Annotated in this window: 28 protein-coding genes; 16 read left to right on the top strand and 12 right to left on the bottom strand. The window is 64.4% G+C overall.

The window, feature by feature from the left end; all coding sequences use genetic code 11:
• The first annotated feature begins 46 nt into the window (after positions 1-46).
• A complete protein-coding gene (locus AC3WUT_RS05290) occupies positions 47-691 on the top strand; it encodes a class I SAM-dependent methyltransferase (protein WP_492346022.1) in 645 nt (214 codons plus the stop codon).
• Entirely contained in the window at positions 688-1,746 is a 1,059-nt protein-coding gene (locus AC3WUT_RS05285) for an MBL fold metallo-hydrolase (RefSeq protein ID WP_492346021.1), read from the top strand. The genes AC3WUT_RS05290 and AC3WUT_RS05285 overlap by 4 nt, the downstream gene beginning before the upstream one ends.
• A gap of 18 nt (positions 1,747-1,764) precedes the next feature.
• Here AC3WUT_RS05285 and AC3WUT_RS05280 read toward each other — a convergent pair whose 3' ends face one another.
• From AC3WUT_RS05280 to AC3WUT_RS05270, 3 genes are all read right to left on the bottom strand, one after another.
• Positions 1,765-1,947 (bottom strand): DUF2256 domain-containing protein, encoded by a 183-nt coding sequence (locus tag AC3WUT_RS05280; protein ID WP_492346020.1) that lies wholly within the window; start codon positions 1,945-1,947, stop codon positions 1,765-1,767.
• A gap of 9 nt (positions 1,948-1,956) precedes the next feature.
• On the bottom strand, positions 1,957-3,549 hold the full coding sequence (locus AC3WUT_RS05275) for an FAD-binding domain-containing protein (protein WP_492346019.1): 1,593 nt from the start codon (positions 3,547-3,549) through the stop codon (positions 1,957-1,959).
• A 91-nt stretch (positions 3,550-3,640) separates the two neighbouring features.
• On the bottom strand, positions 3,641-4,513 hold the full coding sequence (locus AC3WUT_RS05270; RefSeq protein ID WP_492346018.1) for a LysR substrate-binding domain-containing protein: 873 nt from the start codon (positions 4,511-4,513) through the stop codon (positions 3,641-3,643).
• 104 nt (positions 4,514-4,617) lie between these two features.
• Between AC3WUT_RS05270 and bla the strand changes: the two genes are divergently transcribed.
• From bla to AC3WUT_RS05255, 3 genes are all read left to right on the top strand, one after another.
• Positions 4,618-5,508 (top strand): class A beta-lactamase, encoded by an 891-nt coding sequence (bla, locus tag AC3WUT_RS05265; protein WP_492346017.1) that lies wholly within the window; start codon positions 4,618-4,620, stop codon positions 5,506-5,508.
• A gap of 237 nt (positions 5,509-5,745) precedes the next feature.
• Positions 5,746-6,129, top strand: coding sequence for a hypothetical protein (locus AC3WUT_RS05260; RefSeq protein ID WP_492346016.1), 384 nt, complete (start codon positions 5,746-5,748; stop codon positions 6,127-6,129).
• Between the two features lie 149 nt (positions 6,130-6,278).
• Positions 6,279-6,638, top strand: a complete 360-nt coding sequence (locus tag AC3WUT_RS05255; RefSeq protein WP_492346015.1) for a hypothetical protein — start codon at positions 6,279-6,281, stop codon at positions 6,636-6,638.
• Positions 6,639-6,689: 51 nt separating this feature from the next.
• On the opposite strand, the gene AC3WUT_RS05250 is transcribed toward AC3WUT_RS05255, so the two are convergent.
• Entirely contained in the window at positions 6,690-8,021 is a 1,332-nt protein-coding gene (locus tag AC3WUT_RS05250) for a PQQ-dependent sugar dehydrogenase (protein ID WP_492346014.1), read from the bottom strand.
• Between the two features lie 295 nt (positions 8,022-8,316).
• Here AC3WUT_RS05250 and AC3WUT_RS05245 point away from each other — a divergent pair, with 295 nt between their 5' ends.
• The 3 genes from AC3WUT_RS05245 to AC3WUT_RS05235 all read left to right on the top strand — a co-directional run bounded on the left by AC3WUT_RS05245 (position 8,317) and on the right by AC3WUT_RS05235 (position 11,989).
• On the top strand, positions 8,317-8,805 hold the full coding sequence (locus AC3WUT_RS05245) for a hypothetical protein (protein ID WP_492346013.1): 489 nt from the start codon (positions 8,317-8,319) through the stop codon (positions 8,803-8,805).
• A 1,086-nt stretch (positions 8,806-9,891) separates the two neighbouring features.
• Positions 9,892-11,649 carry a methyl-accepting chemotaxis protein gene (locus tag AC3WUT_RS05240; protein WP_492346012.1) on the top strand — a complete coding sequence of 586 codons (1,758 nt, stop codon included), beginning with the start codon at positions 9,892-9,894 and terminating at the stop codon, positions 11,647-11,649.
• Positions 11,650-11,752: 103 nt separating this feature from the next.
• A complete protein-coding gene (locus AC3WUT_RS05235) occupies positions 11,753-11,989 on the top strand; it encodes a hypothetical protein (RefSeq protein ID WP_492346011.1) in 237 nt (78 codons plus the stop codon).
• 81 nt (positions 11,990-12,070) lie between these two features.
• On the opposite strand, the gene AC3WUT_RS05230 is transcribed toward AC3WUT_RS05235, so the two are convergent.
• Positions 12,071-12,964, bottom strand: coding sequence for an AraC family transcriptional regulator (locus AC3WUT_RS05230; protein WP_492346010.1), 894 nt, complete (start codon positions 12,962-12,964; stop codon positions 12,071-12,073).
• A gap of 878 nt (positions 12,965-13,842) precedes the next feature.
• Here AC3WUT_RS05230 and AC3WUT_RS05225 point away from each other — a divergent pair.
• Together AC3WUT_RS05225 and AC3WUT_RS05220 are read left to right on the top strand one after the other, a co-directional pair.
• Entirely contained in the window at positions 13,843-14,400 is a 558-nt protein-coding gene (locus AC3WUT_RS05225; RefSeq protein WP_492346009.1) for a helix-turn-helix domain-containing protein, read from the top strand.
• Between the two features lie 94 nt (positions 14,401-14,494).
• The gene (locus AC3WUT_RS05220; protein WP_492346008.1) at positions 14,495-15,157 is read left to right on the top strand and encodes a LysE family transporter; all 663 of its coding nucleotides are present in this window, start codon (positions 14,495-14,497) and stop codon (positions 15,155-15,157) included.
• 28 nt (positions 15,158-15,185) lie between these two features.
• Here the strand turns inward: AC3WUT_RS05220 and dsdA are convergent, their stop codons facing one another.
• A complete protein-coding gene (gene dsdA, locus AC3WUT_RS05215) occupies positions 15,186-16,559 on the bottom strand; it encodes a D-serine ammonia-lyase (protein ID WP_492346007.1) in 1,374 nt (457 codons plus the stop codon).
• A 101-nt stretch (positions 16,560-16,660) separates the two neighbouring features.
• Between dsdA and AC3WUT_RS05210 the strand changes: the two genes are divergently transcribed.
• Positions 16,661-17,629, top strand: coding sequence for a LysR family transcriptional regulator (locus AC3WUT_RS05210; protein WP_492346006.1), 969 nt, complete (start codon positions 16,661-16,663; stop codon positions 17,627-17,629).
• A 142-nt stretch (positions 17,630-17,771) separates the two neighbouring features.
• Entirely contained in the window at positions 17,772-18,236 is a 465-nt protein-coding gene (locus tag AC3WUT_RS05205; RefSeq protein ID WP_492346005.1) for a GNAT family N-acetyltransferase, read from the top strand.
• On the opposite strand, the gene AC3WUT_RS05200 is transcribed toward AC3WUT_RS05205, so the two are convergent.
• A complete protein-coding gene (locus AC3WUT_RS05200) occupies positions 18,217-18,900 on the bottom strand; it encodes a hypothetical protein (protein WP_492346004.1) in 684 nt (227 codons plus the stop codon). The genes AC3WUT_RS05205 and AC3WUT_RS05200 overlap by 20 nt on opposite strands.
• Before the next feature lie 254 nt (positions 18,901-19,154).
• Entirely contained in the window at positions 19,155-19,346 is a 192-nt protein-coding gene (locus tag AC3WUT_RS05195; protein ID WP_492346003.1) for a hypothetical protein, read from the bottom strand.
• 140 nt (positions 19,347-19,486) lie between these two features.
• Between AC3WUT_RS05195 and AC3WUT_RS05190 the strand changes: the two genes are divergently transcribed.
• Both AC3WUT_RS05190 and AC3WUT_RS05185 read left to right on the top strand, forming a co-directional pair.
• A complete protein-coding gene (locus tag AC3WUT_RS05190; protein ID WP_492346002.1) occupies positions 19,487-19,852 on the top strand; it encodes a response regulator transcription factor in 366 nt (121 codons plus the stop codon).
• 45 nt (positions 19,853-19,897) lie between these two features.
• Positions 19,898-20,431: a DUF2867 domain-containing protein gene (locus AC3WUT_RS05185; protein ID WP_492346001.1), complete on the top strand. Its 534-nt coding sequence runs from the start codon at positions 19,898-19,900 to the stop codon at positions 20,429-20,431.
• Between the two features lie 9 nt (positions 20,432-20,440).
• On the opposite strand, the gene AC3WUT_RS05180 is transcribed toward AC3WUT_RS05185, so the two are convergent.
• From AC3WUT_RS05180 to AC3WUT_RS05170, 3 genes are all read right to left on the bottom strand, one after another.
• Positions 20,441-21,436: a catalase family peroxidase gene (locus tag AC3WUT_RS05180; protein WP_492346000.1), complete on the bottom strand. Its 996-nt coding sequence runs from the start codon at positions 21,434-21,436 to the stop codon at positions 20,441-20,443.
• 165 nt (positions 21,437-21,601) lie between these two features.
• A complete protein-coding gene (locus AC3WUT_RS05175; protein WP_492345999.1) occupies positions 21,602-22,507 on the bottom strand; it encodes a DUF2145 domain-containing protein in 906 nt (301 codons plus the stop codon).
• Positions 22,508-22,515: 8 nt separating this feature from the next.
• Entirely contained in the window at positions 22,516-23,031 is a 516-nt protein-coding gene (locus AC3WUT_RS05170; protein WP_492345998.1) for a hypothetical protein, read from the bottom strand.
• A gap of 195 nt (positions 23,032-23,226) precedes the next feature.
• Between AC3WUT_RS05170 and AC3WUT_RS05165 the strand changes: the two genes are divergently transcribed.
• The gene (locus tag AC3WUT_RS05165; protein WP_492345997.1) at positions 23,227-23,937 is read left to right on the top strand and encodes an alpha/beta fold hydrolase; all 711 of its coding nucleotides are present in this window, start codon (positions 23,227-23,229) and stop codon (positions 23,935-23,937) included.
• Between the two features lie 259 nt (positions 23,938-24,196).
• Positions 24,197-25,132 (top strand): serine hydrolase domain-containing protein, encoded by a 936-nt coding sequence (locus AC3WUT_RS05160; RefSeq protein WP_492345996.1) that lies wholly within the window; start codon positions 24,197-24,199, stop codon positions 25,130-25,132.
• A 37-nt stretch (positions 25,133-25,169) separates the two neighbouring features.
• Here AC3WUT_RS05160 and AC3WUT_RS05155 read toward each other — a convergent pair whose 3' ends face one another.
• Positions 25,170-25,802: an LbetaH domain-containing protein gene (locus AC3WUT_RS05155; protein ID WP_492345995.1), complete on the bottom strand. Its 633-nt coding sequence runs from the start codon at positions 25,800-25,802 to the stop codon at positions 25,170-25,172.
• Positions 25,803-25,839: the final 37 nt, after the last annotated feature.

Here is a 25,839-nt window from a genome sequence, read left to right as displayed (position 1 = left end):
TCCGTTCCGAACGGCAACGCCATCGCCTTGATACCGGGAGCCGCCCATGTCGTGCCTGAGCGCGTGGTTCTTCGCGCGGGTGCAGGCCGCCCCCTTTTACAAGGCCTTGCATGAAGAGGCTGTAGCTCTGTTGCCAACTGGCCAAGGCAAGCTATGGCTCGACATGGGCTGTGGGCCAGGGTTGTTGAGTCGCCTCGCCTGGCGACGGGGTTACCGCGTCAAGGGGGTCGATGCCGACCCGGCCATGGTGCGTTTGGCCCAACGCATGGCCACTACCCTGTCCGGTGATCATCCGGCGTTCGAAGTGGGGCGGCTTGGTGATCCGATGGCGGCAACGGCTGACGTGGTCTCGGCGGCTTCGCTGCTGGCCGTGCTATCAGATCGTCCGGCCGCACTGCGTGCGCTCCTGGCCCTGCTGCGCCCAGGCGGCACCCTGTTGTTGATCGAGCCCTCGGTGCTGATGAATCCCGAGGCGGTGCGCCGTTTTCTGGCCGAGCACAGGGGCTTGCGCGACGCGTGGGTCCTGCGGCTTTGGGCCCGTACTCGCCAGCCCTCGCGGCTGGTTCAGGCTGCCGATCTGGCCGTGCCGGGTTTCACGATCACCCAACAACCCTTGCTGGGCGGTCTGGTCAACGCCTGGATGCTGCACGCTCGCGCGGGTGGGCCCCACCCGGTCGGAGCCGCCCGATGAGCGCCAAGGCGCGTTGGCGCGCGCGCCGGGCAGCGTGGGCGATTCTGTTGTTGGTGACGTTGGCCCTGGCGGGCTGCGCCGGTGTCTCGCCGACCTACCGCAACAGCGATGGGCAGGTCATCGACAAACCCCTGGGCGAGGTGCTGACCTGGATGTTGACCTCCTGGTGGCATGGCCTGCCTCCGCCGCCCGGGCGCTACCTGCCAGGTGGGCGTTTCGCGGTAGTCCACGATCCCGAGGTAGGGCTGGCCCTGGCGCCAAACCAGGTGGCGGTGACTTGGCTGGGGCACGCCAGCACCCTGGTTCGCATCGGCGGCTTGCGGGTGTTGACCGATCCCCATTTCTCTCACCGTGCCTCGCCCTTCGGCTGGATGGGCACTGCACGCAGTGTGCCGCCGCCCTACCGGCCGGAGGAGTTGGGGCACATCGATCTGGTGCTGATTTCGCACAACCACTACGACCACCTGGATGAGGCCAGCGTCCTGACGCTGGCGAGTCAGTCCGGCGGCAGCCCCTTGTTTCTGGTTCCGCAGGGCTTGGAGCGCTGGTTCGAGGAGCGTGGCGTCCAGCATGTGCAGGCCCTGGCGTGGTGGCAAACCCAGGCTGTGGGCTCTGTGCAGGCGCAGGCCGTGCCGGCACACCATTGGAGCGCGCGTGGCATCAGCGACCGCCACCAGACCCATTGGGCCGGCTGGGTGTTGAAGTCCGGTGGGCGTTCTGTCTACTTTGCGGGTGACACCGGCTATTCAGACGACTTCAAGACCCTCCGGGAGCGGGTGGGGCCGGTGGAATTGGCCCTGCTGCCCGTGGGGGCCTATGAGCCGAGGGCCTTCATGAGGGCGCAGCATGTGAACCCCGAGGAAGCCGTCAAGGTCCATCAGGACGTCGGGGCCCTTCAATCGGTGGCCATCCATTGGGGCACCTTTGCACTCAGTGACGAGCCCCTGGATGCGCCGCTGGCCGAGGTGCCCGCAGCCCTGGCGCGGGCCGGGCTGCCCGTGTCGGCGTTGCGCCTGTTGCAGCACGGGCAAACGCTGCACATGCCCCCGCTTTGAATGCCGGTTGCACCGGCTTCAGTGGCCGCCGGGCTCGCTCCGGTCCGGTGGCGTTTTGTGGCGTCGGCAGGCTTCGCTGCAGTACAGCACCGATTCCCAATTCTTGGCCCAGGCCTTGCGCCAGCTCATGGGGCGACCGCAGACCGCGCAGGGCTTGCTGGGCAGGTGGCTTTTGTTGCCTTTGAAATCGGGGGGGCACATGGGCACCTTTCAAAACAGGGTGCCCTGGTTGGGCGCGGGGGTTGGGGCGCTGGGAGCGCTGGGAGCGCTGGGAGCGCTGGGGGCGCGGCGCCTGCCGGCAGCGGGTTTGCCGCTGGGGGGCAGCCCGCTTCGGCGGGAGCCGTGCCGCGCCTGCACGGCATCGGCCTCGGCGCGGGCGGCCTCGGTCTGGCGCAGGCCATAGAGGCGGTCTTTGGCGGCCTTCACGGCCACCTTGTCGTCCACCACTGGGGCCGGGTAGTCGTGGCCGATGTGGCAGCGGGCCAACGCTTGCACGGGGGCTGGCATGGTCCAGGGCTGGGCCAGGTAGGGCAGGGGCACCGCAGCCAGTTCAGGCACCCAGCGGCGGATGAACAGGCCTTCGGGGTCGTGGTCCAGCGCCTGCTTCACGGGCGAGTAGATGCGCAGGGTGTTGATGCCGGTGGTGCCGCTCTGCATCTGCATCTGGCACCAGTGGATGCCGGGCTCGAAGTCGAGGAACTGCCGCGCCAGGAACAGCCCGGTCTCGCGCCAATGCAGCCAAAGGTGGTAGCTGGCAAAGCTCACCAGCATGGCCCGCATGCGAAAATTGAGCCAACCCGTGGCCTGGAGCGATCGCATGCAGGCGTCCACCATGGGGTAGCCGGTGCGGCCCTGGCACCAGGCGTCGAAGCGTGTCGGGTTCCAGTCGTCTTCGCGCAAGCCGTCGTACGCCCTGGCCATGTTGCGCCACTCGATCTGGGGCTCGCTCTCCAGCTTTTGCATGAAATGGCAGTGCCAGCGCAGGCGGCCGCCGAAGGCGCGCAGCGCCGAGGCCATCTTGCGGTCGGGCGCGTGCAGGATGGCCTGTTCGGTGGCCTGGTGCACCGTGCGCATCGACACCGTGCCGAAGGCCAGGTGCGGGCTCAGCCGGCTGCAGCCCTGTTCGGCGGTGAGCGGGCTGGAGATCGTGCGCCGGTAGTCGTGGCCGCGCCCGGCCAGGAAGCTGCGCAGGGTTTGCAGGGCGGCCTGTTCGCCGGGCGCTTGCAGCGTTTGGACCGGCGATGGCAGGCCCAGTTCGGCCAGGGTGGGCCAATCGGGTTGACTCAAGTCGGTGGCGGCCTGGAATCGGCCCGTCAGTTGGAGGCGAGGTGCGTCCATGCGGGCCTGCCAGCGTTGGGCCCAGCCAGCGCGCTGGCGCAGCCCACGCACCACGCCGGTCTGGCTGAACTCCTGCCAGCTCACCCCTTGCTCGCGGCACCAGCGGGCCACTGCCAGGTCTCGTGTGTACGACCAGCCTGGGCCGGTCTCTTCGTGGCTCAGCAGGTGGGTGAAGCCCAAGCCCTGGCGCAGGTTGGCCAACACCTCGTTGGCCGATCCCACCCGCACCAGCAGGGGCAGCCCGTGGCGGGCCAGGCTGGCTCGAAGTTCGGCCAGGCAGCCCAAGGTGAAGGCCACGTGGCTGGGCGAGCACTCCGGGCTGGCCAGCCATTCCGGCTCGATGATGAACAGCCCTGCGGCATCACCATGGGCCTGTGCCGCCACCAGGGGGGCGTGGTCGGCCACCCGCAAATCGCGTTTGAACCACACCAGGGCACGGGACGAGGGTAGCGGTTGCGCAGACATGGGCCGCACTCTAGCGGGCCCAGGCCGGCCCAGGGGGCGAGCCCGGAATAGCCCCAAGCCGGGCTGGGCTGGGCCTGCAGGCCGAGGCCCGTCAGCGCGCGGGTTCGGCGCCCACCTCTTGGAGCAACCAGTCCCGGAACTCGCTCATCGCCGTGCTCGGGGCCCGCGATTTGAGGCGCGTCAGCCAGTAACGCCCCTGGGTGATCTGGAGGTCGAAGGGCTGCACAAGCCGGCCCTGGCGAAGGTCGAGTGTGAACATCGAAGGCGGCAGCAAGGCAACGCCGAAGCCTTGCACGGCGGCCGAGGCCATGGCCAGGGAGGTGTCGAACACCGGGCCGCGCAGCACGGGCGGTGTGATGCCGGCAGCCTCAAACCACGCGGGCCATTCATCACTGCGATAGGAGCGCAGCAGGGAGTGCCGGCAAAGGTCGTCGGGTGAGCCCAGCCGAGCAGCGAGCTCGGGCGAGCACACCGGGCTCAGGGGGGCCTGCTGCAATGCGTCGGCCCAGGTGCCGTGCCAGGAGCCGTCACCGAAGCGGATGGCGAAATCCAGCCCTTCGCCGGCCAGATTGACCTGGTTGTTGTGGGTCAGCAGGCGCAGGTCGACAAACGGGTGGTCGAGCGTGAAGCGTTCCAGCCTAGGCATCAGCCAGCCCACCGCATAGGTGCCCACGGTCGCCACCGTCAGGGGCTCGCGCAGGCGCCCCCGCTCGAACTGCCCCAGCACCGCCGCCATGCGTTTGAACGAGTCGCTGAGCATCGGCAGCAAGGCTTGGCCCTCATCGGTCAGAACCAGGCCACGGGGCAGGCGGCGGAACAAGGGCGAGCCCAGATGCTGCTCCAGGTTCTTGACCTGGGCACTGATGGCGGACTGGGTCACGTTCAACTCGCGCGCAGCCAGTGTGAAGCTCAGGTGGCGTGCGGATGCCTCGAAGGCGCGCAGGGCATTCAAAGGAAGGTTCATGCCCCAGATTTTCTATGGCTTCGCACCCGAAATCATCGTTTGTCCTGCGCCATCGACTTCACTAGCATGCCGGCTCTTGATCACCCAACTTGCAATTGAATTCCATGCAACGAAGAAGCTTCAACCGGTTTGCCCTTGTCTCGGCGACAAGCCTGGCTTGTACAGTGGCCCGTGCCCAGACCGAAGCCATGGCCCATCCCCCAGAAAATGCGGCCCAGGGGGTGGCTCTGGAGCGTGAAGCCCAGGGCCGCCTGGGGGTGGCGGTGTGCGACACCCAAACCGGGCTGTGGACGGGTCACCGGCTCGACGAGCGCTTTCCCATGTGCAGCACCTTCAAGTGGCTGGCCGCCGCCCAGGTGCTGCGCCGGGTAGACCAAGGCCTGGAGCACCTGGACCGGCGAATCCCGTTTGGCCGCGAGGCGTTGCTGCCCTGGTCGCCCGTGACCGAAAAACACGCAGATGGCTCGGGCATGACCGTGGGCGAGCTGTGTCATGCCGCCATCACCGTCAGTGACAACGCGGCGGCAAACCTGCTGCTGCGCTCGCTCGGCGGGCCCGAGGGCCTGACCCGGTTTGCCCAGCAACTGGGTGATCCGGTCACCCGGCTGGACCGCTGGGAGCCCGAGCTCAATGAATCCACCCCCGGTGATGCGCGCGATACCAGCAGCCCCCGGGCCATGGTGAACTTGCTCAGGCAGGCAGTGCTGGGCCCCGCCTTGTCGAACGGCAGCCGGCAACAACTGGCGCAATGGTTGCAAGACACCCGGACCAATGCCAAACGACTGGCTGCAGGCCTGCCTGAGGCATGGCGCGTGGGCAGCAAGACCGGCACGGGGGCACATGGCAGCACCAACGATGTGGGTGTCTATTGGCCGCAAGAGGGGGGGCCCATCGTGGTGGCCGTGTTCCTGACGGAATCCAAGGCCAAGCTGGAAGCGCGGGAGGCGGTGATTGCGCAGGTGGCCCGCCGGGTTCATGGATGGCGACGCAGTTGAGCCCCCCGTGGAGGCCGTGGGCGGTGGCGGCGAACCCGAAGCCTGGCGGCTTTCGCGGCCAGGCCGACCTCGCCAAGCCCAAACAAGTGGGCAAGTGGCGGTGTCGTGTGACTTATTGCCTGCTTTGACGGTGTGGTGCAGCTTGATGCGGGTCATCGGCGCGCGCGTCAGGTACGTTGTGTAAGCGAGGCTTCAAAAGGTTTGTTGCCCCAACCTGGATCACCGCAAAGGACTTCCATGAAGACATCCGTTTTCGCTTTGACACTCGCCGCCGGGCTGCTCTGCGCCGCTTCGGGCTTTGCACAAACGGCAACAGCCGCAGCCCCTGCGGCTGCCCCCGCCGCGACGGCGCCGGCCGCTGCCCCTGTTGCCATGCCGACACCGGCAGCCGCAGCGAGCGCCACGCCAGCCCATTCGCCCGCCAAATCGCCCTCTGCGGCCCCTGCCGCACCGGGGGGTGGCAGTGGCCAGGTTTGGGTCAACACCAAGTCGCATGTGTACCACTGCGAAGGCAGCAAGTCCTATGGCAAGACCAAATCCGGCGAGTACATGAACGAGGCCGATGCCAAGGCCAAGGGCAACCACGCCGATCACGGCAAGGCCTGCGCCAAACAGGTTTGAAGCCTGATGGCAAGCGCAAGCTGCGTTGGGGCGACCCAGGTTCACGGCGCCCTTGGCGCTTGGCATGGCGCCTCTCGCAGACGCCTCAGGGCGTAGGTTCCGCGATCGCCGCTCAGGCGACCACCAACATTCATGAGATGAGGTATTCAATGACGTACGTTGTTCGATCTGCCGTCCTGGTTGCCAGCTGTCTGGCTGGCCTGGGGTTTTCTGCTTCACCGGCCTATGCGCTGGGCTGCATCAGTGGCGCCACGGCTGGCGCCGTGGCAGGGCATGTCGCTGGCGGCCACGCGGTCATGGGGGCCGCGGCCGGGTGTTTCGTGGGTCATGAACTGGCCGTCAAAAGGGATCGCGAAGCGGAGGCCAACAAATTGATTGCCCACTACGAGACCGCGCCTGAGGGCAGTGCAGAACGCTCCAAGGACTTGGCGGGCATCGACAAGCTGGCACGTAAAAATGTGCCCATCGCTGTCAAATGGGTGCAGGAGCACAGTGTCCACAGTCAGTGATGGCGACGTCACGGGTTGGGCAGGGCCTCACGGCCGGGTACCAGCAGCCGTTCAACGACCTGTTGCGCGGCCCTCTGTCGCACTGACCCGCCAGACGACGTTGCCCACGTCGTCGGCGACCAGCAGCCCACCTTGGCGGTCGATGGCCACGCCCACCGGGCGCCCATAAGCGCCGCCCTCGCCATCGAGAAATCCGGTCAGCACCTCCAGCGGCGCTGCGCCCGAGGGGTGGGGGCCTTCGAACGGCACAAAGATCACCTGGTAGCCGCTGTGCGGACGTCGATTCCATGAGCCGTGCTGCCCGACGAACATGCCCTGAGCAAACCGGCCTGGCAGGCGATTGCCCTGGGCCGATACAAGTCCCAACGAGGCGGTGTGCGGCCCCAGCGCGTAGTCCGGCACCAGGGCGCTGGCTACCCGCTCAGGGTTCTGAGGCTGCACGCGCTCGTCCAGGTGGGGCCCAAAGTAGCTGTAGGGCCAGCCGTAAAAGCCGCCGTCCTGCACCGAGCTCAGGTAGTCGGGCACCAGGTCGCTGCCGATCTCGTCGCGCTCATTGACCACGGTCCACAACCCGCCATCGCTGGCCCATGCCATGCCATTGGGGTTGCGCAGGCCGCTGGCGAAGACGCGGTGCGTGCCCCTGGCCAGGTCCAGTTCCCAGATCGCGGCACGTTCAGCTTCTGCGTCCATGCCCAGCTCGGCCACATTGCTGTTGGAGCCCACGGTCACGTAGAGCTTGCGGCCATCGGCGCTGGCCAGCAGGTTCTTGGTCCAATGGTGGTTGATGGGGCCCGCGGGCAGTCTGGCCACCACCTCGCCTGGGGCGCTGATCTGGGTGTCCCCGGGCGTGTACGGAAAGCGCAGAACAGCGTCGGTGTTGGCCACATAAAGGTGCTGGCCCAGCAGCACCATCCCGAAGGGCGAGTTGAGGCCCGTCAACAAGGCATGGCGCTCGTCGGCCACGCCTTTGCCCTGGCTGTCGCGAAGCAGGGTGATGCGGTTGGCGCTGGGCGCTGCGGCCCCGGCCCGCTTCATCACCAGGCGGGCCGCGATCCCTTTGAGGCCACGGCTGTCATCGGGCCGTTGCGGTGCGTTGGTTTCGGCCACCAGCACATCACCGTTGGGCAGAACCAGCAGCCAGCGGGGGTGGTCCAGGCCATCGGCAAAAGCCGCCACGCGCGTGCCCTCGGCCGGCGTTGGCGTCTTGCCCGCAGGCCAGCTTCGGGCGGGCGCGATGTTCACGGTCGGGATCAGCGTGGGGTGGGGCGCTACCCAGCGTGGATGTGGCCCGGTTCCTTCAGCCACCGTGAGCAAGGCGGTGTCACCGCAGGCGGTCAGCAGCAAGCTGCTCGTGGTGATCAGGGCAAGGCGCATGTGTTTCATGACGGTCTCCAGAGGGGCAAGGGCTGACGGCCCCGCCGACCAGCAGGCTTCCATTGTCTGTGCAGGCGCCGCAGTCAGGCTGTTGAGCAGCCTCTGGCTTTGGCGCGGGTTTGGCGTTGGCCACCTAGCCGCATGCGAGCTTGAGCAAGCCAAGCACTTTGTCGGCCCCGGCGTTTGCCAAGTTTCGCGGGGCTGGCCGCCCAGGGATTGCCGTGGCACTCGGCATGTTCTGTGCGCGGTGGCGCCGGGCGGGTAAAGTGGGGTCGGGTCTACAACGGCCTGTCGGAGACCCTCGATGAACGAAGCATTGACTTGTCTTGCCAGCCAACTGCGGCTGGACGCTCCCGAAAACAGACCCTTGGCACTGGCCTTCTGCCTGGCCTGCGCCCGCCGGGTCGAACACCTGCTGGAGGAACCCGAGGTCATCGCCTGCCTCCAGGTCCTGGCCCGGTATGTCGATGGCCAAGCGGATGAGGCAGCGCTGCAGACCGCCGCCGACCAGGCCGCCACCCTGGCGAATCGACACCGGGGATCGCGGTCGCTGGATGGCTGTGGCCATGCGGCCGTGTCGGCCAGTTACGGTGTGGCCAAGGCCGTGGCAGGCAAGGCCATCGAGGCGGCCCAGTACTGTGCCTACGCTGCCGTCTACGGCTCGGGTGGCTACGTCGCGGTGGCTGAACGAGAGGCCTTCGAGCCGGAGGTCGGCTGGCAGCTGCAAACCTTGCAGGCATTGGCTCAATGCGACCATCAGCACCTTGGCAGGTTTCAGTCGAGCACCATTTGATCGATTGTGGTCGGGGGCTGCTCAGATTGCGGCCCCCTTCGAGCATTTCACGTGCACCGAATCATGATGGCGGGTCAATGGCGCTTCCAGCCCCGATAGCTGCTTGTTTCCGAGGTCAGTGGCAACCGACGAGTCACTGCAAGTGAGAAGAATGAGTTCGCACAGTTTCAGGCTGCCGGCTTTCCACGCTTGAGGGCCGTGTCTGAACACGTTTATCTCGCCCTTGGCGGCAGCCGTCTTCATCGGACCCGCAACAAGCGTTACGGGATTGGAGTGAGCCATCACCGCACTGCAGGCAGACAACGCAAATGGAGGGGTCCCCTCGATCTGCAGGTTTTCGCTTGTTTGCCAAGCTTGTTTTTAGGCCGAGCTCATTGATCAAACCTGCTGCACTGTCTGTGAGGATAGCCCGTGAACGATTTTTATTTTCAACGCTCATCTTATTGAGGATTGAGTAAATTCTAAAAATAGAGCGAATCAGCAACGCCAAGACGAAAAATGTGGACAAGGTTCCCAGGTATGTCAGCGCAGGGTATGTGTACTCTGAGAACATTCAATCTCTCGCAGTTGATTGCTGGTCAAGCAATAGCCCATGGCTGCCATTGTCATTTTGAAAATGGAACCGATCGAGAGTATTAGATACCAATCATGATTTGAGTATGTTGCCAATTGGAGAAAGTTGCTTCAACTGAATAAGCATTCAGCCTTGTTGAAAGTGCTGCGCTGGAGTCATGGCCGTGAAATGAGTCTGTTGGCATTAATCATTTCGAAATCTGAATGGGAATTCTCTGTCGTTTTTCTATCAGAAATACAATGGAATCATTGTCTTGTGTTGCTCTGCTTGTCTGAATTTGCCGTTCGTAGATTATGTATTTTAGAATCAGGAGTCATTCGAAAAACGGTGCTGTTCATCATTTATTGGTTTTCTCTTGTTTTTTGAGGGGGATTATTGAGGTTTGATCTGCGTCAAATGCTGTTCTCGGGGCTGCAAAACAATTGGTGCTTCTTGAGTCTGACAGGCTGCTTGATTCCGTTTGTTTTTTAACAGCGCGTGCTGTTGTCTGAAATTTCCGTAGGGATATAAATATGAAGTTGGCGCATAGACTTATCGGTTCATTTGTCTTGGTTGGAGTGATTGGTTTCGCTGTCAGCAGCGTTGGTATCTGGGGCATGTCTCAAATCAATGAGCGTGATCAAATGCTCTATGAAAAAGAGTTGAGAGGGATATCGCTGTTGAAACAATGCACCATCAATATGCTGTATGTGGGGCGTGCCGTGCGTAACGTTATGCTTGCCCCTAGCGAAGAGCGTCGGTTGAAATCATTCGAAACCATTGATAAAAATATTGAGTTACTGAAGTCCAACCTGCGTGATGTCGACTCCATGGTGTATTCGGCACGGGGGGTTGAGCTTCTGAAGAAGCTGAATGAGTTGATGCCGGGCTACCAGGAAGAAGTCAGTCGAATTGTGTCCATCGCAAAACGCGAAGGAATAGGAAGTTCGCATGAATCCAGCGCCTACCTGTTTGGCCCATTCAGCGTCAAGGTCAACGAACTGGATCAAGCCATGCAAGAGCTTGTGGTTTTGAAGGAAGGAAACGCCAAAAAGTCTGTTGAAGCCAATCTGATCGCCTACCATGACACCAGCACCCTGTTGATCGTGTTGACGGTTGCCTCACTGGCCATCGGTGTGGGCCTGGGCCTGGTGATCACGCGCAGCCTGACGAAGCAACTCGGCGGTGAGCCCGATGCCGCGGTGGGTGTGGCCCAGAAGGTGGCTGGCGGCGACCTCACGACAGCTATCGATGTGAAGCCCGGTGACACGGGCAGCATCATGGCAGCCATGCAGTCCATGCAGCAAAACCTGGCATCGGTCATCTCCAACGTGCGCATGAATGCGGAAGGTGTGGCCACGGCCTCCACGCAGATCTCGATGGGTAACACCGACCTGAGCCAGCGCACCGAAGAGCAGGCCAGTGCGCTGCAGCAGACGGCAGCGACGATGGATCAGTTCGGCACCACGGTGAGTACCAACGCCGACAACGCCAGGTTGGCCAATCAGTTGGCAGCAAGCGCCTCGCAGGTGGCCTTCAAGGGGGGCGAGGCGGTCAAGCAAGTCGTGCACACCATGAAGGGCATTGACGAAAGCTCCAAGCGGATCGCGGAGATCATTGGTGTGATCGACGGGATTGCATTTCAAACCAACATCCTTGCATTGAACGCGGCAGTGGAAGCAGCGCGTGCGGGCGAGCAGGGCAGGGGATTTGCGGTGGTGGCCAGCGAGGTGCGCAGCCTGGCGGGCCGTTCGGCGGACGCGGCCAAGGAGATCAAGTCGTTGATCGGTGCCAGCGTGGTCCAGGTGGAACAAGGCACGCTGTTGGTGGACGAGGCGGGTCGGACAATGGAGGATGTGGTGCTGTCGATCAAGCGGGTGAGTGAAGTGGTGGGTGAGATCAGTTCAGCCAGTACGGAGCAGAACACCGGAGTCAGCCAGATTGGCCAGGCGGTGAACCAGTTGGACCAGACGACCCAGCAAAATGCCGCGCTGGTGGAGGAGAGTGCGGCGGCTGCGCAAAGTTTGGACCAGCAGGCGCGTGAACTGGTGGCGGCAGTGTCGGTGTTCAAGCTGGCCAATAGCCAATTGCCAGTGAAGCGCAGCAACGCCACCAATCAGCCGCAGGTCCATGCCCGGAATTTGAGCGTGGTGGCAGGTAACCCGATACGGCCCAGCTTGGGTCCCCAGGGGGGCATTCTGCTCACCAAGGCAGGTTCACCATCGGCCTTGGGCCGGTCAGTCCCGACGGCCGGGCGCACGGGTACCGATGACGCCTGGGAAACCTTTTGACACCTGATGTGAAGGCGGAGGGCTGGCGTCGACGCTGGCCATCAAACGAGGGCGTGGGTGCGTTGAAGCGGGCACCGCCTTGGTCAACCAGGCTGGGCAGACCATGAACGATGTGGTTCGGGAGAATCGGAGCCTCACCGACCTCATGGCCCAGATCTGGGTTGCCAGCCGTGAACAGACCCAAGGGATTGCCCAAGTGGGCGAGGCAACCAAGTCGCTGGAACAGAACGCGCGCCAAAATGTGGCTTTGGTCAGAGACAGCGCATCAGCCTCACGGCACTGCGCCATCAAGCCAATCAATGAGTCAATGTCGTGGATGTCTTCAGGCGTCCGAGTGTGAACGCCAATCGGGCGTTGCACACCTGAGAGGCAGTGGGCCAGCAAACAGGAGCTCGCCTGGGCCCCGGCCTGCGAAAAGGGGTCAGCAGGCTTGCTGGCGGAATTGGGTCGGACTCAGACCCACATGCCGTGAGAAGGTGCGGGAGAAGTTGGGGGCATCGCCAAACCCGACCAGGGTGCCAATGTCTGCCACGGTCTGCTCTGTTGTCATCAGCAACAGGCGCGCCCTCTCGATTCGTCGGTGCTGAATGTACTGGTAAGGCGTTCGTCCGGTCGCTTCACTGAACAAACGAATAAAGTGGAACTTGCTGGTTTTGGAAAACGTGGCCAGGTCACTCAAAGTCAGGTTCTCACTGATGCGATCCTCAATCATGTCCAAGAGCTTTTGCAGATTCCGACCATTCAATTGCTGGGGCGGCATGCCGGCGCGTTGCGTGATCTTGGACGCGATGCTGTGCAAAATGCAGACAAGGCTGCTTTGAAAGAACAACGGATTGCAGCTGGTACCCGAGCGGGCAAAAGTCCAAAGGCGAAGGATAAGGTCATGCACCAAAGGATCTGAGTAGCCCTTTTCGGCCAGGGGCTTGACCAGTTCGATGGCATCGTCATTGATTTCTAATTCCTCGATCACTGCGCTGATCTGTGACATGGAGATGGACAGCATGACCACCATGAGTGCGCCGTCTATTTTCCATTCATGTGCTGTGTTTGGCGGCGTGACATAGATCGCGTGGGGGTCGTCGCAGAAGCGATCATTCCAACCGTTGCCAAAGTTGAACATCGCATGCTTTTTTTCGGCATGAGGAAACAAAGCCACGCTGAGATAAGGGGTCCCCACACTGGACGATTGGTGTGCGGGCCCAGACCAGTGCGAAATAAAGCTGGAACCCACATTGCCTGGCAGTGGGTAAGTCTGAATCCCTGCTGAGCCAGGTAACAGAATCGAACCTAAATCAAATGGCTCGTCAAGACGCACGCTGGCTCCAGGTCTCGGTATGAGGCTCGATCATAAAATGATAAAAATAAATGACAAAATCATTAATTTGTGATGTGCGATCTTCATCATAAGTTGATGCTTTGGTCAAGATTTGATTCAAGTCATAAGAGATCGGAAAGATTTGAATCGCAACTGAAGAGGACAACCCACCCACGCCGTGTGAATGCGGGGCATCACTGATGTGATCCCGGTGTGACAGATTTCAAAAAAAAGCCGGGCATTCGGACCGTTTCACGGGGGACCAGTCCGGCCACGTGAGGGTCGGATGACGACCTCTTTCATCGTGGCATCAGAAATGTTCAACAGGGTCACAATTCTGGCAACTGTCATCAAGAATACGCATGGCAGATATTGCGATCAATGTCGATGATTGCTCAGTTTCACCTGCTGCCTGTAGGCCCTTGAAAGGTCGGGTAACCCACATTGGGTCGGTTCGATACAACTGTATGGGCCAGGTGACTTTTTCTACACCTGTTGTTGCTGACGGAAAGCCGTTGCGAAAATGAGGGTGTAGAGCGATATCCGGCTTGGTCGTCAAAGAGAAAGAAGGAACTGGTCTGGGCCCGAATCGACGGCAATACCTCACTTTCAGAGGGGCGTCGGGCCTGCGTCATCAACGCCTTTCGAGCTTGAACATGGGATCGATGCTGTCACGCGCGGCCAGGAGGGCGCAGCGCGGCAAACCCCGGGATATCAGGGTGGCTGACCCAGCGTTGCCGGATTTGGACGGAGCGCCATAAGTGCCGGGTCGATGCGGCTGCCAACGACTGCTGACCCTGCGTTCCACTCGGAAAGCCCTGGCGGCACCGGCCGGATTTGGCACAATCGCAGCAGCCCCCACCGGAGTCCCCAGCACCATGCAATACGCCGTCATCCCCACCCAGCTCGGTGCGCAGCTCAAGGCCCTGCGCCTGGCCCAGCAGGTATCGGTGGCCGAGGTGGCAGACTACATGCAGATCAGCAGTTCGCGCGTGTGGGGCATCGAGCGCAATCCGCTGGCCATCAAGCTGCACCAGTTCTACCTGTTGATGACCGCCCTGGGCGCCGAGGTGCATCCGTTTCCCGATCTGGCGACCTTGCGCCCGATGCTGATCGAGGCCCGCCGTGCCACTGGCCTGACCCAGGCCCGGTTCGGGCAGATGGTGGGGGTCACCCAATCGCGCATCGCCCACATCGAGTCCGACCCTGCACACATCAGCATGGACCTGTTCCTCAAGGTGCTGGCCTCTTTGCGCATGCGCCTGTTCATTGGCCAGCACGTCTACCGAGAACCTGCGGCGGCCTTGCGCAACCGTGTCGGTGCCAATGCCGTGCCGCCCTTGCTGGCAGAGCCGCCCACAGCTACCTCTGGGCTGGCGCCTGTGGGGCTGCCCCTGCCCGCCGCTGGCCTGCTCTTTCAGGCGCCCCTGAACTGAGCCCTCGCTTCAATCGCCCTGTGGCCTGGCGGCCAAGGCGGTTTTCAAGCCCACCTGTGCCGGGGCAGGCGCATTGCCCCTTACCATTTGAGGCATGGATACAAGTATTTGGTGGTCATATTTCGCGGCGGCCTGGCTGATTGCCCTGTCGCCAGGTTCCGGGGCTGTGCTGTCGGTGGGGCATGGGCTGCGTTATGGCGTGCAAGGCGCCAGCGTCACCATCCTGGGCCTGCAGGCCGGTCTCATGGGCATCACCCTGATTGCCGGGGTGGGGGTGGGCTCGCTGCTGGTGGCTTCGGCCATGGCGTTCACCGTGGTCAAGGTGCTGGGGGCTCTGTACCTGCTGTGGCTGGGCTGGAAGCAATGGCGCGCGCCGGTACACGCAGGCCACGGTTTGCTGGATGAGGCGACCGACAGCCCCGGGGCGAACGCTGGCGCAGTGCCGATGATGTCGGCCCGGCAGCGTTTCTTGACGGGCTTGTTCACCAACCTGACCAACCCCAAGGGCATCGTCTTCATGGTGGCTGTGCTGCCCCAGTTCATCGTCGCCAGCCGCCCCCTGCTGCCCCAGATCGGGGTGCTGATGCTCACCACCGTGGCGGTAGACCTGGTGGTCATGCATGGTTATGCGTTCACCGGCGCACGCTTGGCCAGCCTGCTGCGCAGCGCCCGGGCGCAACGGGCGCAGAACCGCCTGTTTGGCGGCGTGTTGATGGCCATGGGCGCCAGTCTGATGTGGGTGCGCCGGGCCGCCTGAGCGCACCCAGGTTCCCACCTTCCCGGTTTCAGGCCTGCGCTTGATCGCGGGCTTGGCCCCGCAGCACAAAGCCCTGATAGTCCTCCTCGGGCATCAGCATGCCCCCGGTCAGCCAGGCCACATGGGTCGCCTGCGCCATCTGGCTGTCCAGGCCCCTCTGTTGCAGATAGGCCTGCCCTTGGGGGGTGTTGAGCAGCATGGCCGGGCCTGACAGGCCGGCAGCGGCCGAAGGCTCGATGCGCAGGCCCTGGCTGGCCTGGGCCTCCCACAGGTGGCGCATCAAGGTGTCGTCCTGCACGGTGTAGATGCCCGCGATCTGGGCGCCCACGGCGGCGGCCGCCAGGGTGGAGGCTCGGGGCACGGCCAGCCCGTCGGCTTCGGTGAGGTTGTTCAGACCGATGTCATATACGCTGGGGTGTGGTCCGGTGGCGGGCAGGCCCGGCCAGCCCGCCAGCCGCTGCACCAGAAAACAGGGCGATGCCGTGGGCTCGGCAAACAGGCAATGCACATGGTGCCCGAACAGCTGCTGCAGACCGTACGCCACCCCGCCGGGGGCGCCCCCCACACCGCAGGGCAGGTAGACGAACAGCGGGTGCCGGGCATCGACAGGCCGCCCCGCCTCTGCCAGCTGGGCCGCCAGGTGCGCGGCAGCCGTGGCATAGCCCAAGAACAGCGAGCTGGAGCGTTCGTCATCCACAAAATGGCAATGCGGATCGGCCGCCGCCCCGGCCCGCCCGGCTGCCACCGCGTCGGCATAGTCGCCTGCGTGTTCGATCACACTCACGCCGCGGCTGCGCAGCCGTGCTTTCTTCCAGGCCTTGGCGTCGGCTGACATGTGTACCACGGCCCGCAAACCCAGCGCGGCGGCCATGGTGCCGATGGCCAGCCCCAGGTTGCCGGTCGAGCCCACGGCCACCGTGTACTGGCCAAACAGGGCCCTGGCCTCGGGGCTGGCCAGTCGGCGGTAGTCCCCGCTTGGGTCGATCAGACCGTGCTGCAGGGCCAGTGTTTCGGCAAATTCGATCACCTCGTGGGTGCCGCCACGCGCTTTGACCGAGCCGGCCACGGGCAGCAGGTGGTCGGCCTTCACCCACAGGCTGCCCCGGCTGGGCGGCAGGCCCAGGGCTGTTTGCAGATCTGGCACGTTCATCAAAGGCGACTCGATCTGCCCGCCGCAGGCTTGCAGCCCATCAAAAAGCTCGGCCAGCAGCGGTTCGAAGCGTTTCAGGCGCAGGCGGGCCGATTCGATGGCGGCCGGTGACAAGGCCAGGGTGCCCTCATCCTGCACGGGGTTGGGATGGCCTTGGGTTTGGGTCCAGAGCACCGGTCGGCCGGCCAACAGGCCTGGCATGTCAAAGTCGATCTTGAAGTCGGTGTGGGAGTCGGTGTTGGGGGAGCGCATGGGCTGCTTTCGCTAATGGATGGCTGCATTGTTCATCCAGCCATGCCAACAGAGAAGCGGCCTATACTGATGCGATTCATTAGTCAAACCAATGTGAACTTGTGAGCCTGGTCCACCTTTCGCCGTCTTTGCTGGTCTGGGCCCGCACCTTCGAGGCCGTGGTGCGTTGCCAGAGCTTCACCAAGGCGGCGCAAGACCTCTGCATCACCCAGGGGGCGGTCAGCCAGCAGGTGCGCCAACTCGAAGAATGGGCAGGCAAGCCCTTGCTGGTGCGCCATCACCGCACGCTCTCGCCCACCACCGAGGGCCAGCGCCTGGCCTCGGCGCTTACCCCCTCCTTGCAAGCCATCGAACAAGGACTGGCACAGATTCGCACCCCCGACGCACAAGAAGCCCTGCTGCTGAGTTGCTCCCCCACATTGGCCATGAGCTGGCTCACGCCCCGGCTGGGTGATTTCTACCGCCGTCTGCCAGAGGTGGGGCTCAAGGTCATGGCCGAGTTCCATCCGCTCGATGCCCAGCGCATGCGGGCCGAGGGCTTGGCTGCGGCGTTGCGGTACGACCTGGGGCACTATCCCGACCTGAAGGCCCAGCAGGTGCTCGACGAGGTCTTGTTGCCAGTGGCCAGCCCGGTCTTCATGGCCGAGCACCCCGAGATCCGCTCGCCCACCGATCTCGATGGGGCCTGGTTGCTGCACGATGAGTCCCCTTGGGCCGGCGCCCGGCCCGGCGAAGAATGGCTGCACTGGCTGACGCAGGCCGGTGTGGCCTGGCCGGCCAACCGCTTGCCGCAAGGGCGGGTGTTCAATCTGTCACTGCTGGCCGTGGGTGCGGCGATGGCGCATCAGGGGGTGGCCATGGGGCGCCTGAGCATGGTGCTCGACGAGCTGCTGGCGGGCCGGCTGGTGCTGCCGTTTCAGGGCTACGTCACATCCCGGGCGGCTTACCACCTCATCTGTTCGGCCAGCCCGCCGCCTGCGGTGGCGCTGGTGCAGGGGTGGTTGATGGAGCAGGCCGCAGGCTTCAAGGGTCGTCGGGACGCCTATCTGAAGCCCTTGATCTGCCTTTGACGCGCCCCGTGACGGGCCCGGTTGACCCGTTCCTTGGGTGCGCTCCCTGACGGCGCGTGACCCGTCGCGGTAGGCGGTCTTACGCCAGCTGTGCAAGGGCTTGCCCCCAGCCAAGCCCGGGGCCGTATGCTCCAGGCCTGCCATGACACTTCACTACGAACCCGCCCGCCTCGGCGATGCCGAGGAACTGGTCGCCCTGCGCATCGCGGCCATGCAAGCCAGCCTGGAGGCCTTGGGTCGGTTTGACCCCGTGCGGGCCCGGGCCCGCTTTCTTGAGCATTTTTCGCCTGAGTGCACTCGTCACCTGATGGTGGGGGGGCGCAGGGTCGGTGTGGTGGTGCTGCGGCTTGAACCGCAGCACCTGCTGCTCGATCACCTGTACGTGCACCCCGATCACCAAGGTCGGGGCCTGGGGGCCGCAGTGGTGGTCGATGTGTTGAGGCAGGCTGCGGCCCAGGGCCTGCCGGTCAAGGTGACGGCGTTGCGAGGCAGCCGCTCGAACCACTTCTACCAGCGGCATGGCTTTGAGCTGGTGGAAGAGTCCGAGTGGGATCTTGTCTACCTGAACCGCACCGGGGTGGCCATGCTCACTGGCAGCTCACGCTGACCAGCGAAAGCTTGTTGGTGGCGGTGACGCCCGTCGGGTTGCTGACCAGGCAGTTGCCCACCAGGGGTTGCTGTGCCACCACCACGTTGTAGTTGGTGCCGTTGGGCAGCGAATTGGCGAACCTGAAGTCGCCGTTCTGTGCCAGTACCACCGACATGCCGTTGGTGCTCAAGATCACGCTGTAGCCGCTTTGCAGCCCGGTCAGGGTGCCGCCGATGGAGGGGCCGGTGTCGCAACTGACCTTGATGTTCTGGACCGAAGAGCCCACGTTGTTGATCTTGCCGCTGCCATTGGTGACTTGGCACCTCACGCCGGTGGGGGCGGTCTTGATGGTGACGCTGTAGCTGGCGTTGGCCTTGAGCTCCGTGGCAAAGCGGAAGTCGCCGTTCTGGGTCAGCGTCAGGTCGTCGGCACCATTGTTTTGCAGCACGAGCTGCTGGCCCGTTGGCAGTCCCGACATCGTGCCGCCGACCAGGGCATCCAGCCCACCGCCGCCACAGGCTGACAATCCAAGAAGGGCCACGATGGAAAGGGTCAGCAGGGGCCGACGAAAGTTGTTGAAGTGCTTCACTTTGTATTTTCTCCCTGAGAGGTCTTCATCACCTGAGGCTGAGGGGCCGCAGGGCGGGCCGATCTCGGCACCGCTCAAGGTAGACGAGTTCATCTTTACAAAGTTCCGCGACCAAGGCTTGCGCCCCGGCCTCTGACCGAACTGGGTCAGGATCTGTCAGTGGGCCGCGCCCCGGTCATCGCCTGGGCACGGCCCTTGATGGCCTCGAACAGCCGCCGGTCGGGCGGCCTCTTGGTCGGCTGGGCTTGTTCGATGCGCCTGCTCGATGGGGGGCCTGATGCTGCCGGTGTGCCGCTGACGTCACCTGAAGGAACGCTCATTGGTCTGAGCGCCCTTTGGGGAGCGCTTCAGACACAGAGGATGTCGAGCGTCAGCCCGATCAGCCCCACGGCCGTGGCCAGCAGAAAGCCCACGGCCAGCACTTTCAGCCAAACCCAGCAAAGCGATTCGCCGGGATCGCTGGTGGCCCCGGGCAGGGGGTGCCAGGGGCGCTCGGCCTGCAGGCCAGGCCTTGCGTCGTATCGAGGTTCTGTGGGCACGATCGGCGGTCCTTCATGAAGTGGCGTGACCTTAGCCTGTTGCGTCTGACCGCGGCCTGACTTGGCCGGGCTTTGCTGAAGGCCCCGGTTTGGCTGATAAGCTGACGTCCCTAGACATTCATCTCAGGCAAGGCAGGCGCATGAAAATCCTGATCATCGAAGACAACCCCTCTGTCAGGCAGCTGATCGTGATGGCGCTCGATTTCATGGACTGCGAGGTGATCGAGGCTGTGAACGGACGCAGTGGCCTGGATCAATACCACGAGCACAAACCCGATGTGGTGTTGCTCGACGTGATGATGCCCGGTGGGCTGGACGGCCTGGAGGTCTGCAAGGTGATCCGGGCTGACACCAGCCACAGCTGCAAGATTCTCATGTTGAGCGCCAAGGCCCAGTTGATGGATCAGTTTGATGGGCTCATGGCGGGAGCCGACGAGTACATCGCCAAGCCCTTCAGCGTGACCGAACTGCTCGCCAAATTGCAGATGCTCAGCGACAAGCCCTGAGCGCCTTGCTTGGCCCAGCCGATCAGCCCTCACCCGATGACCCCCATGCCCTCACGCCCCTACACCTGCGAAGCGCCCGCTGGTAGCCTGATCAGCCCCTTGCTGCCCGGGGCCTATTTTCACGATGCCAACGCCATTGCCGTGGGGCCCAGCCAGGCCACCGCGCTGGACCATTTTCTGCAGGCTTTGCGGCACACACCGCGCTGGGTTGACACCCTGATGGTGCTGCGCAACCGGGTGGTGGCCCTGCTGGGCCTGAAAGACCTGGGCGCCTTGTCGCGACTGGACCCCGCCAAGCCCGGATCAGCGTATGCCGTGGGTGAGCGTGTCGGCATATTCACCCTGATCCGCAACACCCCCGACGAGGTGCTGCTGGGTGACCAGGACAAGCATCTGGACGTGACCCTGTCGGTGCATCGGGCCGCCGACCCGGCCGGAGGGCCGAGCACCGTCACCGTGACCACCGTGGTGCATGTGCACAACCTGCTGGGCAAGCTTTACATGCTTCCGGTCACCCCCATGCACCGCATCATTGGCCCGGCCGTGCTGAAAGCCATTGGCAAGCCAGACGCGGTGTGAGCCGCGGGCTCAGCGTCCGGTCAACCGCTTGACGAACGAGGCGGCATAGGCCGGCGAGCGAAACAGCAGCACCGGGTCTTCAGTGGGGGCCATGCCCTCGGCGATGACCAGGGGGTCGAAGTTGATCTTTTCGCATTCGGCCCCGGCTTGTGGCGTGGCGGCCGTCAGGGTCAGCACGCCCGCCTGCATCTGGCGGCGTTCGGCGGGCCAATACACGGTGGGGTTGTTCTGCTCGTCGCCGGCCTCGCCCAGCGTCACCACCATGTTCCAGCGCAGGGGCCCGGCCTTCACGCGGCTCAGCAGGTCTTCATCCAGGAAGCGGGCCGGAGCCGTCTTCAGGGCTTCGTCGCTCCAGCGGCTGACACCGGCTTCGGGGTCAAAGCGCCAGCGCACCAGGGTGGTCTGGTCTTTGGCGCTCACAAACTTGAAAGTGTGCACGCTGTAGAAGTCACTCTGGGCGTAGCTCACAGGCGGGTTGTGGCTGGCCATGAAGGCGGCCAGGGGCTTGGCGTCAGGGTGGTTGTCACGAAAGGCCTGCTGCTTGGCGGGGTCGGGCTTGCCGGTCGCCGGGTCGGGCAGGTTGGCCAACAGGGCATCCTGGAAGGTCTGTGGCGTGGCCGCGCTGAAGACCGGCACGTTGAGCATGGTGAAGTGCTGCAGGCTGCCGCCCGGCAGGCGAAACTCGACGGCCAGCCCTCGCGGTGATTTCGCCGAGTCGGGGGTGTTGGGGTTGCCACCTGCGAGCGAGAAGCGGGCCACCACGGGCACGGGCTGGCCGCTGAACAGCGCCGAGCGCGAGTAGGCCTGCACCGCCGGTGCACCCACAAAGCTGCCCGTGGCACAAAGGCCCTGAATGTGATTGCGCCGGGCGCCCGGCGTGACGCCATTGAGCTTCTCCATCGTGCTGACCACCTCGTCGGCAGTGGGGGGAGCAGCCGATGCCGCTGTGCTGGCCAGCAGAACGGCCATCATCAGGGCCGAGGGGATGGGGTGCTTTGTTGTCATGGGGGTCCAGGTGGGTTGCAGGGCCAAGGCCAGTGGGGGCAACCCTGTCGGGCGCAGTCTTTGCGCCTCAACAGGGCTGGTGGCCTGGCGGTTTATAGCAACTTTGAGCCTGGGGCGTTGGCGCCTGCGCCATGCCCCCTGACCGGACTCGGCCAGCACAGGCCTTCACTGCAGCGCTTGCTGGCGATCTGCCGGTCCGGCACGGCAGGCTTCGTCCACCAGGGCCCAGCCCCCGTGCACCACGGCCTGCTGGCTGTCATGGCACAGCTCCAGGCGCTGGCTGTCGGGCCACCGGGCCCGGACAAAGGCCTCCAAGGTGGCCGGGACGCTGACCTTCAGTCGCAAGGCGTAGCGGTCGTCTTCGGGGTGGTCGTCCAGGTGCACCAGCGGCACAAAGCTGGCGGCAAACATCAGCCAATGCGAGGGCACGGGCACGGGGGCGGGGGCGTAGCCGGCCTGGCGCAGCCATTGCTGAGCCTGGGCGCGCAGATCGGGGCCAGGGGGCAGGGCACCCCAGGCCAGGGCCATCAGCTCCAGGACCCATTGGTTGCAGTTTTGGTAGCGCAGGCTCCAGGCATAGGCATTGGCGCTGTAGCGGCCGGCCAGCAGTTGCAGGGCTGCAGGCGTGTCGAGGGCGGCCGCGCGCAAGGCCCGGGCGGCATCAGGTGGCAGGCGCACGATGGACAGATAGCCCCGCTGCGGCCGCTCGGATCCCATCACAAAACCTGCCAGCCCTTGGTCGTACAGGCGTGGGGCCTGTTCGTCGCAGGCGTAGTAGAGCTGGCGCACGCGCCACACGCCGGTGTCGCGGTCACGCAAGGCCACCCCGGCGTGCGAGTAGCGCAGCCCGAACTCGGACAGATCCAGGCCCGAGCGGCTGATCAGCACCGTGTCTTCGCCGGTGGCGTCGAGTTCGGCCCGCAACACACCTGCAAAACGCAGCAGGGTGTCCTGCTCGCCAGCGCTCAGCGTGGGGTTGCGCTCACAAAATGACGACGACGCCCATCCGGCAGCCTGTGCCGTGGCCCAGGCGCCGGCGAGTGCCAGGCCCGCCAGCAGGCCCCGGATCACCCGCGGCTTCACAGCCCGATGACAGGGCGGGCGGCCAGGTCGTCGTGCCAGTCGTCGGCCAGCACCAGAAAGAAGGCTTGCCGGGTTTCGGTACGGCTGAACTCAATGCCATAGACGCGCTGCTCGGCATGCACGGTGCCGCCCGCGCCCAGGTCTTGCTGGCGCACCACGTCGGCCGGCAAGTCCAGCATCAGCAGGGTCGGGTCGGCCGCCGCCGTGACCTGGGCTGTCGGCAAGGCAGGCTGCCATTGCAGCGTCAGGCGCAGCTTGCCGGGGCGCTCCGGCACCGGGGCCAGCGCCAGGATGCGGTAGTCGCCATTGGCCACCTGCCGGCCATCGCGTGAACTGTCGGCCGAGCTGTTGCTGGAGCCATGCAACGAATCCGACACGCTGCCACTGGCCGAAGAGCCGGCGCTGGAGGCCGACGAGGCCAGGCTGTCGGCCCGGGCAGGACCGAAGGCGCAGCCGGCTGCAATCAGCGCCAGGGCGCTCAGGTAGCGAAGAGGTGTGGACTTGGGCGGCATGGTGATGGGGCTTGCTGTGGGCGTTAGCGGGTGGATGGGATTGGGGGCGACGCAACCTTCGGGCCGAGGGGCTCCAGCCGATTATCCATGGGGGCGTATCGCGTGCGGGGCTTCAGAGCGGGGTGGCTCAGCGGACGCGGTTAGAGTCGGTGGCGGCCGCGCTGTCCGGCCTTGCTGACGATCAAGCCACCTGACATGGTCCACACCACCCAATTCGAACTGGCGCTGCATGGCACCGAGCTGCGCGGCAGCGTGCATCATCCTGGCCAGGCGGCCAAGGCGCCGCGCATCCTGGCCCTGCATGGGGGCGGAACGTCGTCGCGCCGGGGCTTTCGGCCGTTGCTGTCTGCGCTGGCCGCCCACGGCCACACCTGCGCGGCGTTCGACTTTGCCGGCCACGGCGAAAGCGGCGGGCAGCTCGTCGGCTCCTGCCTGGCACACCGCGCCGAGCAGGCACTGGCGGTGGCCGGCCACCTGGGCCTGCAGCCTCCGGTGGCGCTGCTGGGCAGCAGCATGGGGGGCCATGTGGCCTGCACATTGATCGACGCCCTGGCACCTCGGGCCCTGGTGCTGTTCTGCCCGGCGGCCTACGCGGCGGTGGCTCAGCGCCTGCCTTTTGGGCCTGCTTTCCAGGGCGCCCTGCGCGCCACGACATCGTTTGATTCGTCGCCTGCCTACGAGGCCCTGGGGCGGTTTACCGGGCGTTTGTTGCTGGTATTTGGCACCGAGGACGACGTAATCCCCGAGGCGGTTCAGCAGCAGTACCTCAGCCGGGCCGACCAGGCTCAAAGTGTCGAGTTGATGCGCTTGCAGGGCGCGGGCCATCGCCTGCACGACTGGCTGGCAGAGCGGCCAGACCGCTTTACCGATGTGCTGGGGCGGGTGCTGCGGGCCCTGGAAGACTGACCGGTTGCCACTGTTGTGCTCAAAAAGGAATCCTGTGCCGTCAACCCTCACTCTGTCATGGGCTTCAGCCTTGCGGTTCGGGCGGCGCTGCCCGGCAGGTCTGGCAGGGGCCATTGCGTTGACCCTGGCAGGATGCGCTGCCCCGGGCCCAGATGCGTCGCAGGTTCAGTCCCTGTCGGGGCACTTGAATGAATGGGCCGCTCGCAGCCACGTGTGCGCAGTCGCGCTGGCGCAGATCCGGAACCGGCAGCTTGATCGCGTGGACACGGCCAGCACCTGCGACGCCTCACAGGGCGTGCGGGCTGACACCCTCTTTCAGGCTGCTTCGCTGGGCAAACCTGTGTTTGCCTATGCAGTGCTGAAGCTGGTGCAACAGGGGCGGCTGGATTTGGATGCTCCCCTCATGCGTTACCTGCCGCAGGGCTACCGCCACCGATATCAGCCGCTGAAGGCGGAGCCCTCGGAATGGGTCACCGATGTGCGCATTCAGGGGCTCACGGCGCGCCAGGCACTCCAACACACCACGGGCTTGCCCAACTGGGCCTCCGGGCCGCTGCGTTTCGAGGCCGAGCCGGGCGCGCGCTGGTCTTACTCAGGTGAGGGCTTTGTGCTGTTACAGCGGGCGGTCGAAGCCATCACCGGCCAAGCCCTGGACCTCTTCATGAACGAGCAGGTGTTTGTGCCGTTGGGCATGCAGCACAGTGCCTATGCCTGGGATGAGGCGATGGCCCCCGACTTCCTGCCCGGCACCAAGGCCAACGGTTCGCCCCGCAAAACCTTGAAGCTGACCACGCCGTTTGCGGCGTTCACGCTTTACACCAGTGCGGCAGACTACGCTCGATTTCTCGTGGCACTGCTCAACGATCAACCCCTGCTCGTCACCTCGCTTGCCTCGCCCGTCGAGGTGGACCGCCACCTGAACCTGGCCTGGGGTCTGGGCTGGGGCCTGGAGCGCTCGGCGGAGGGGTTCACGCTTTGGCATTGGGGCAACAACCCAGGCTACCGGGCTTTTGTGATGGCCCGCCCCGCAAGCGGTGACGGCTTTGTGATGCTGACCAACAGCGAGAACGGACTGGCGCTGGCTGAACCCATCGCCCAGCAGGTTATGCCGGGTGAGCACCGGGTGTTCCGGTTCGCCATGCTGGAAGGGGATACCTTCCAATGGCTTTGCACGCGGCTCGGGGTCTGTCTCTGAGTCGCGGCTTACAAGCGCTCCGAATGGTGCCCGTTGGTCAGTGTGGTTCTGTCAGTTCCTGATCGCACAGGGCGCCTCGCTGTATCACGGCGCCAGGTCCGAGCAGTGTGCCGGGCGCGAGCACTGAGTTGGCACCGATCTGGGCGCCATCGCCCACCAGGGCACCGAATTTGCTTTGCGGCAGCAAGTGCAATGTTGAGCCCAGCCGCACTCGCAGTTCACGCCCGGGCCGTTCGTTGCGGTGGTTGCAGATGATGCTGCCGGCCTCCAGGTTCACACCCGATCCCAGCACGGAGTCGCCCACAAAATTGAAGTGCGCCAGGTGGGTATGCGCAAAGATGAACGAAGACTTCAACTCGGCGCCAGGGCCGATGCAACAGTCTCGGTCCAGCCAGTTGCCCCCTCGCAAATAGGCCCCTGAGGCCACGAAGCAGCGGGCCCCCACAATCAGGGGACCCTTGAGCGTGGCGCCTGGCTCAATGGTAGCGCTGCGGTGGATGGCGATCTGCCCCTGAATCAGGTAGTCGTCGGCTGGCAGCGCCACCAGCAGATTCGCGACGATGGGTGCTGCTGCGGCCGTCAGTTCCCAAGGTTGCAGATCGCTGAAACGTGCCAGGGGTGAGTCCGTGATGGCTGCAATGTCGTTGCGCAGGTCAATTCGTTGGGGCATGGCAGGGGTCCGAAGTAGGCGCAGCGTGAACTGTAGG

It is taken from the genome of Curvibacter sp. EU05-FHT14A10 (genome assembly GCF_058791075.1).
The sequence above is the reverse complement of the archived record's forward strand: the minus strand, read 5'-3'. Positions and strand labels throughout refer to the sequence as shown.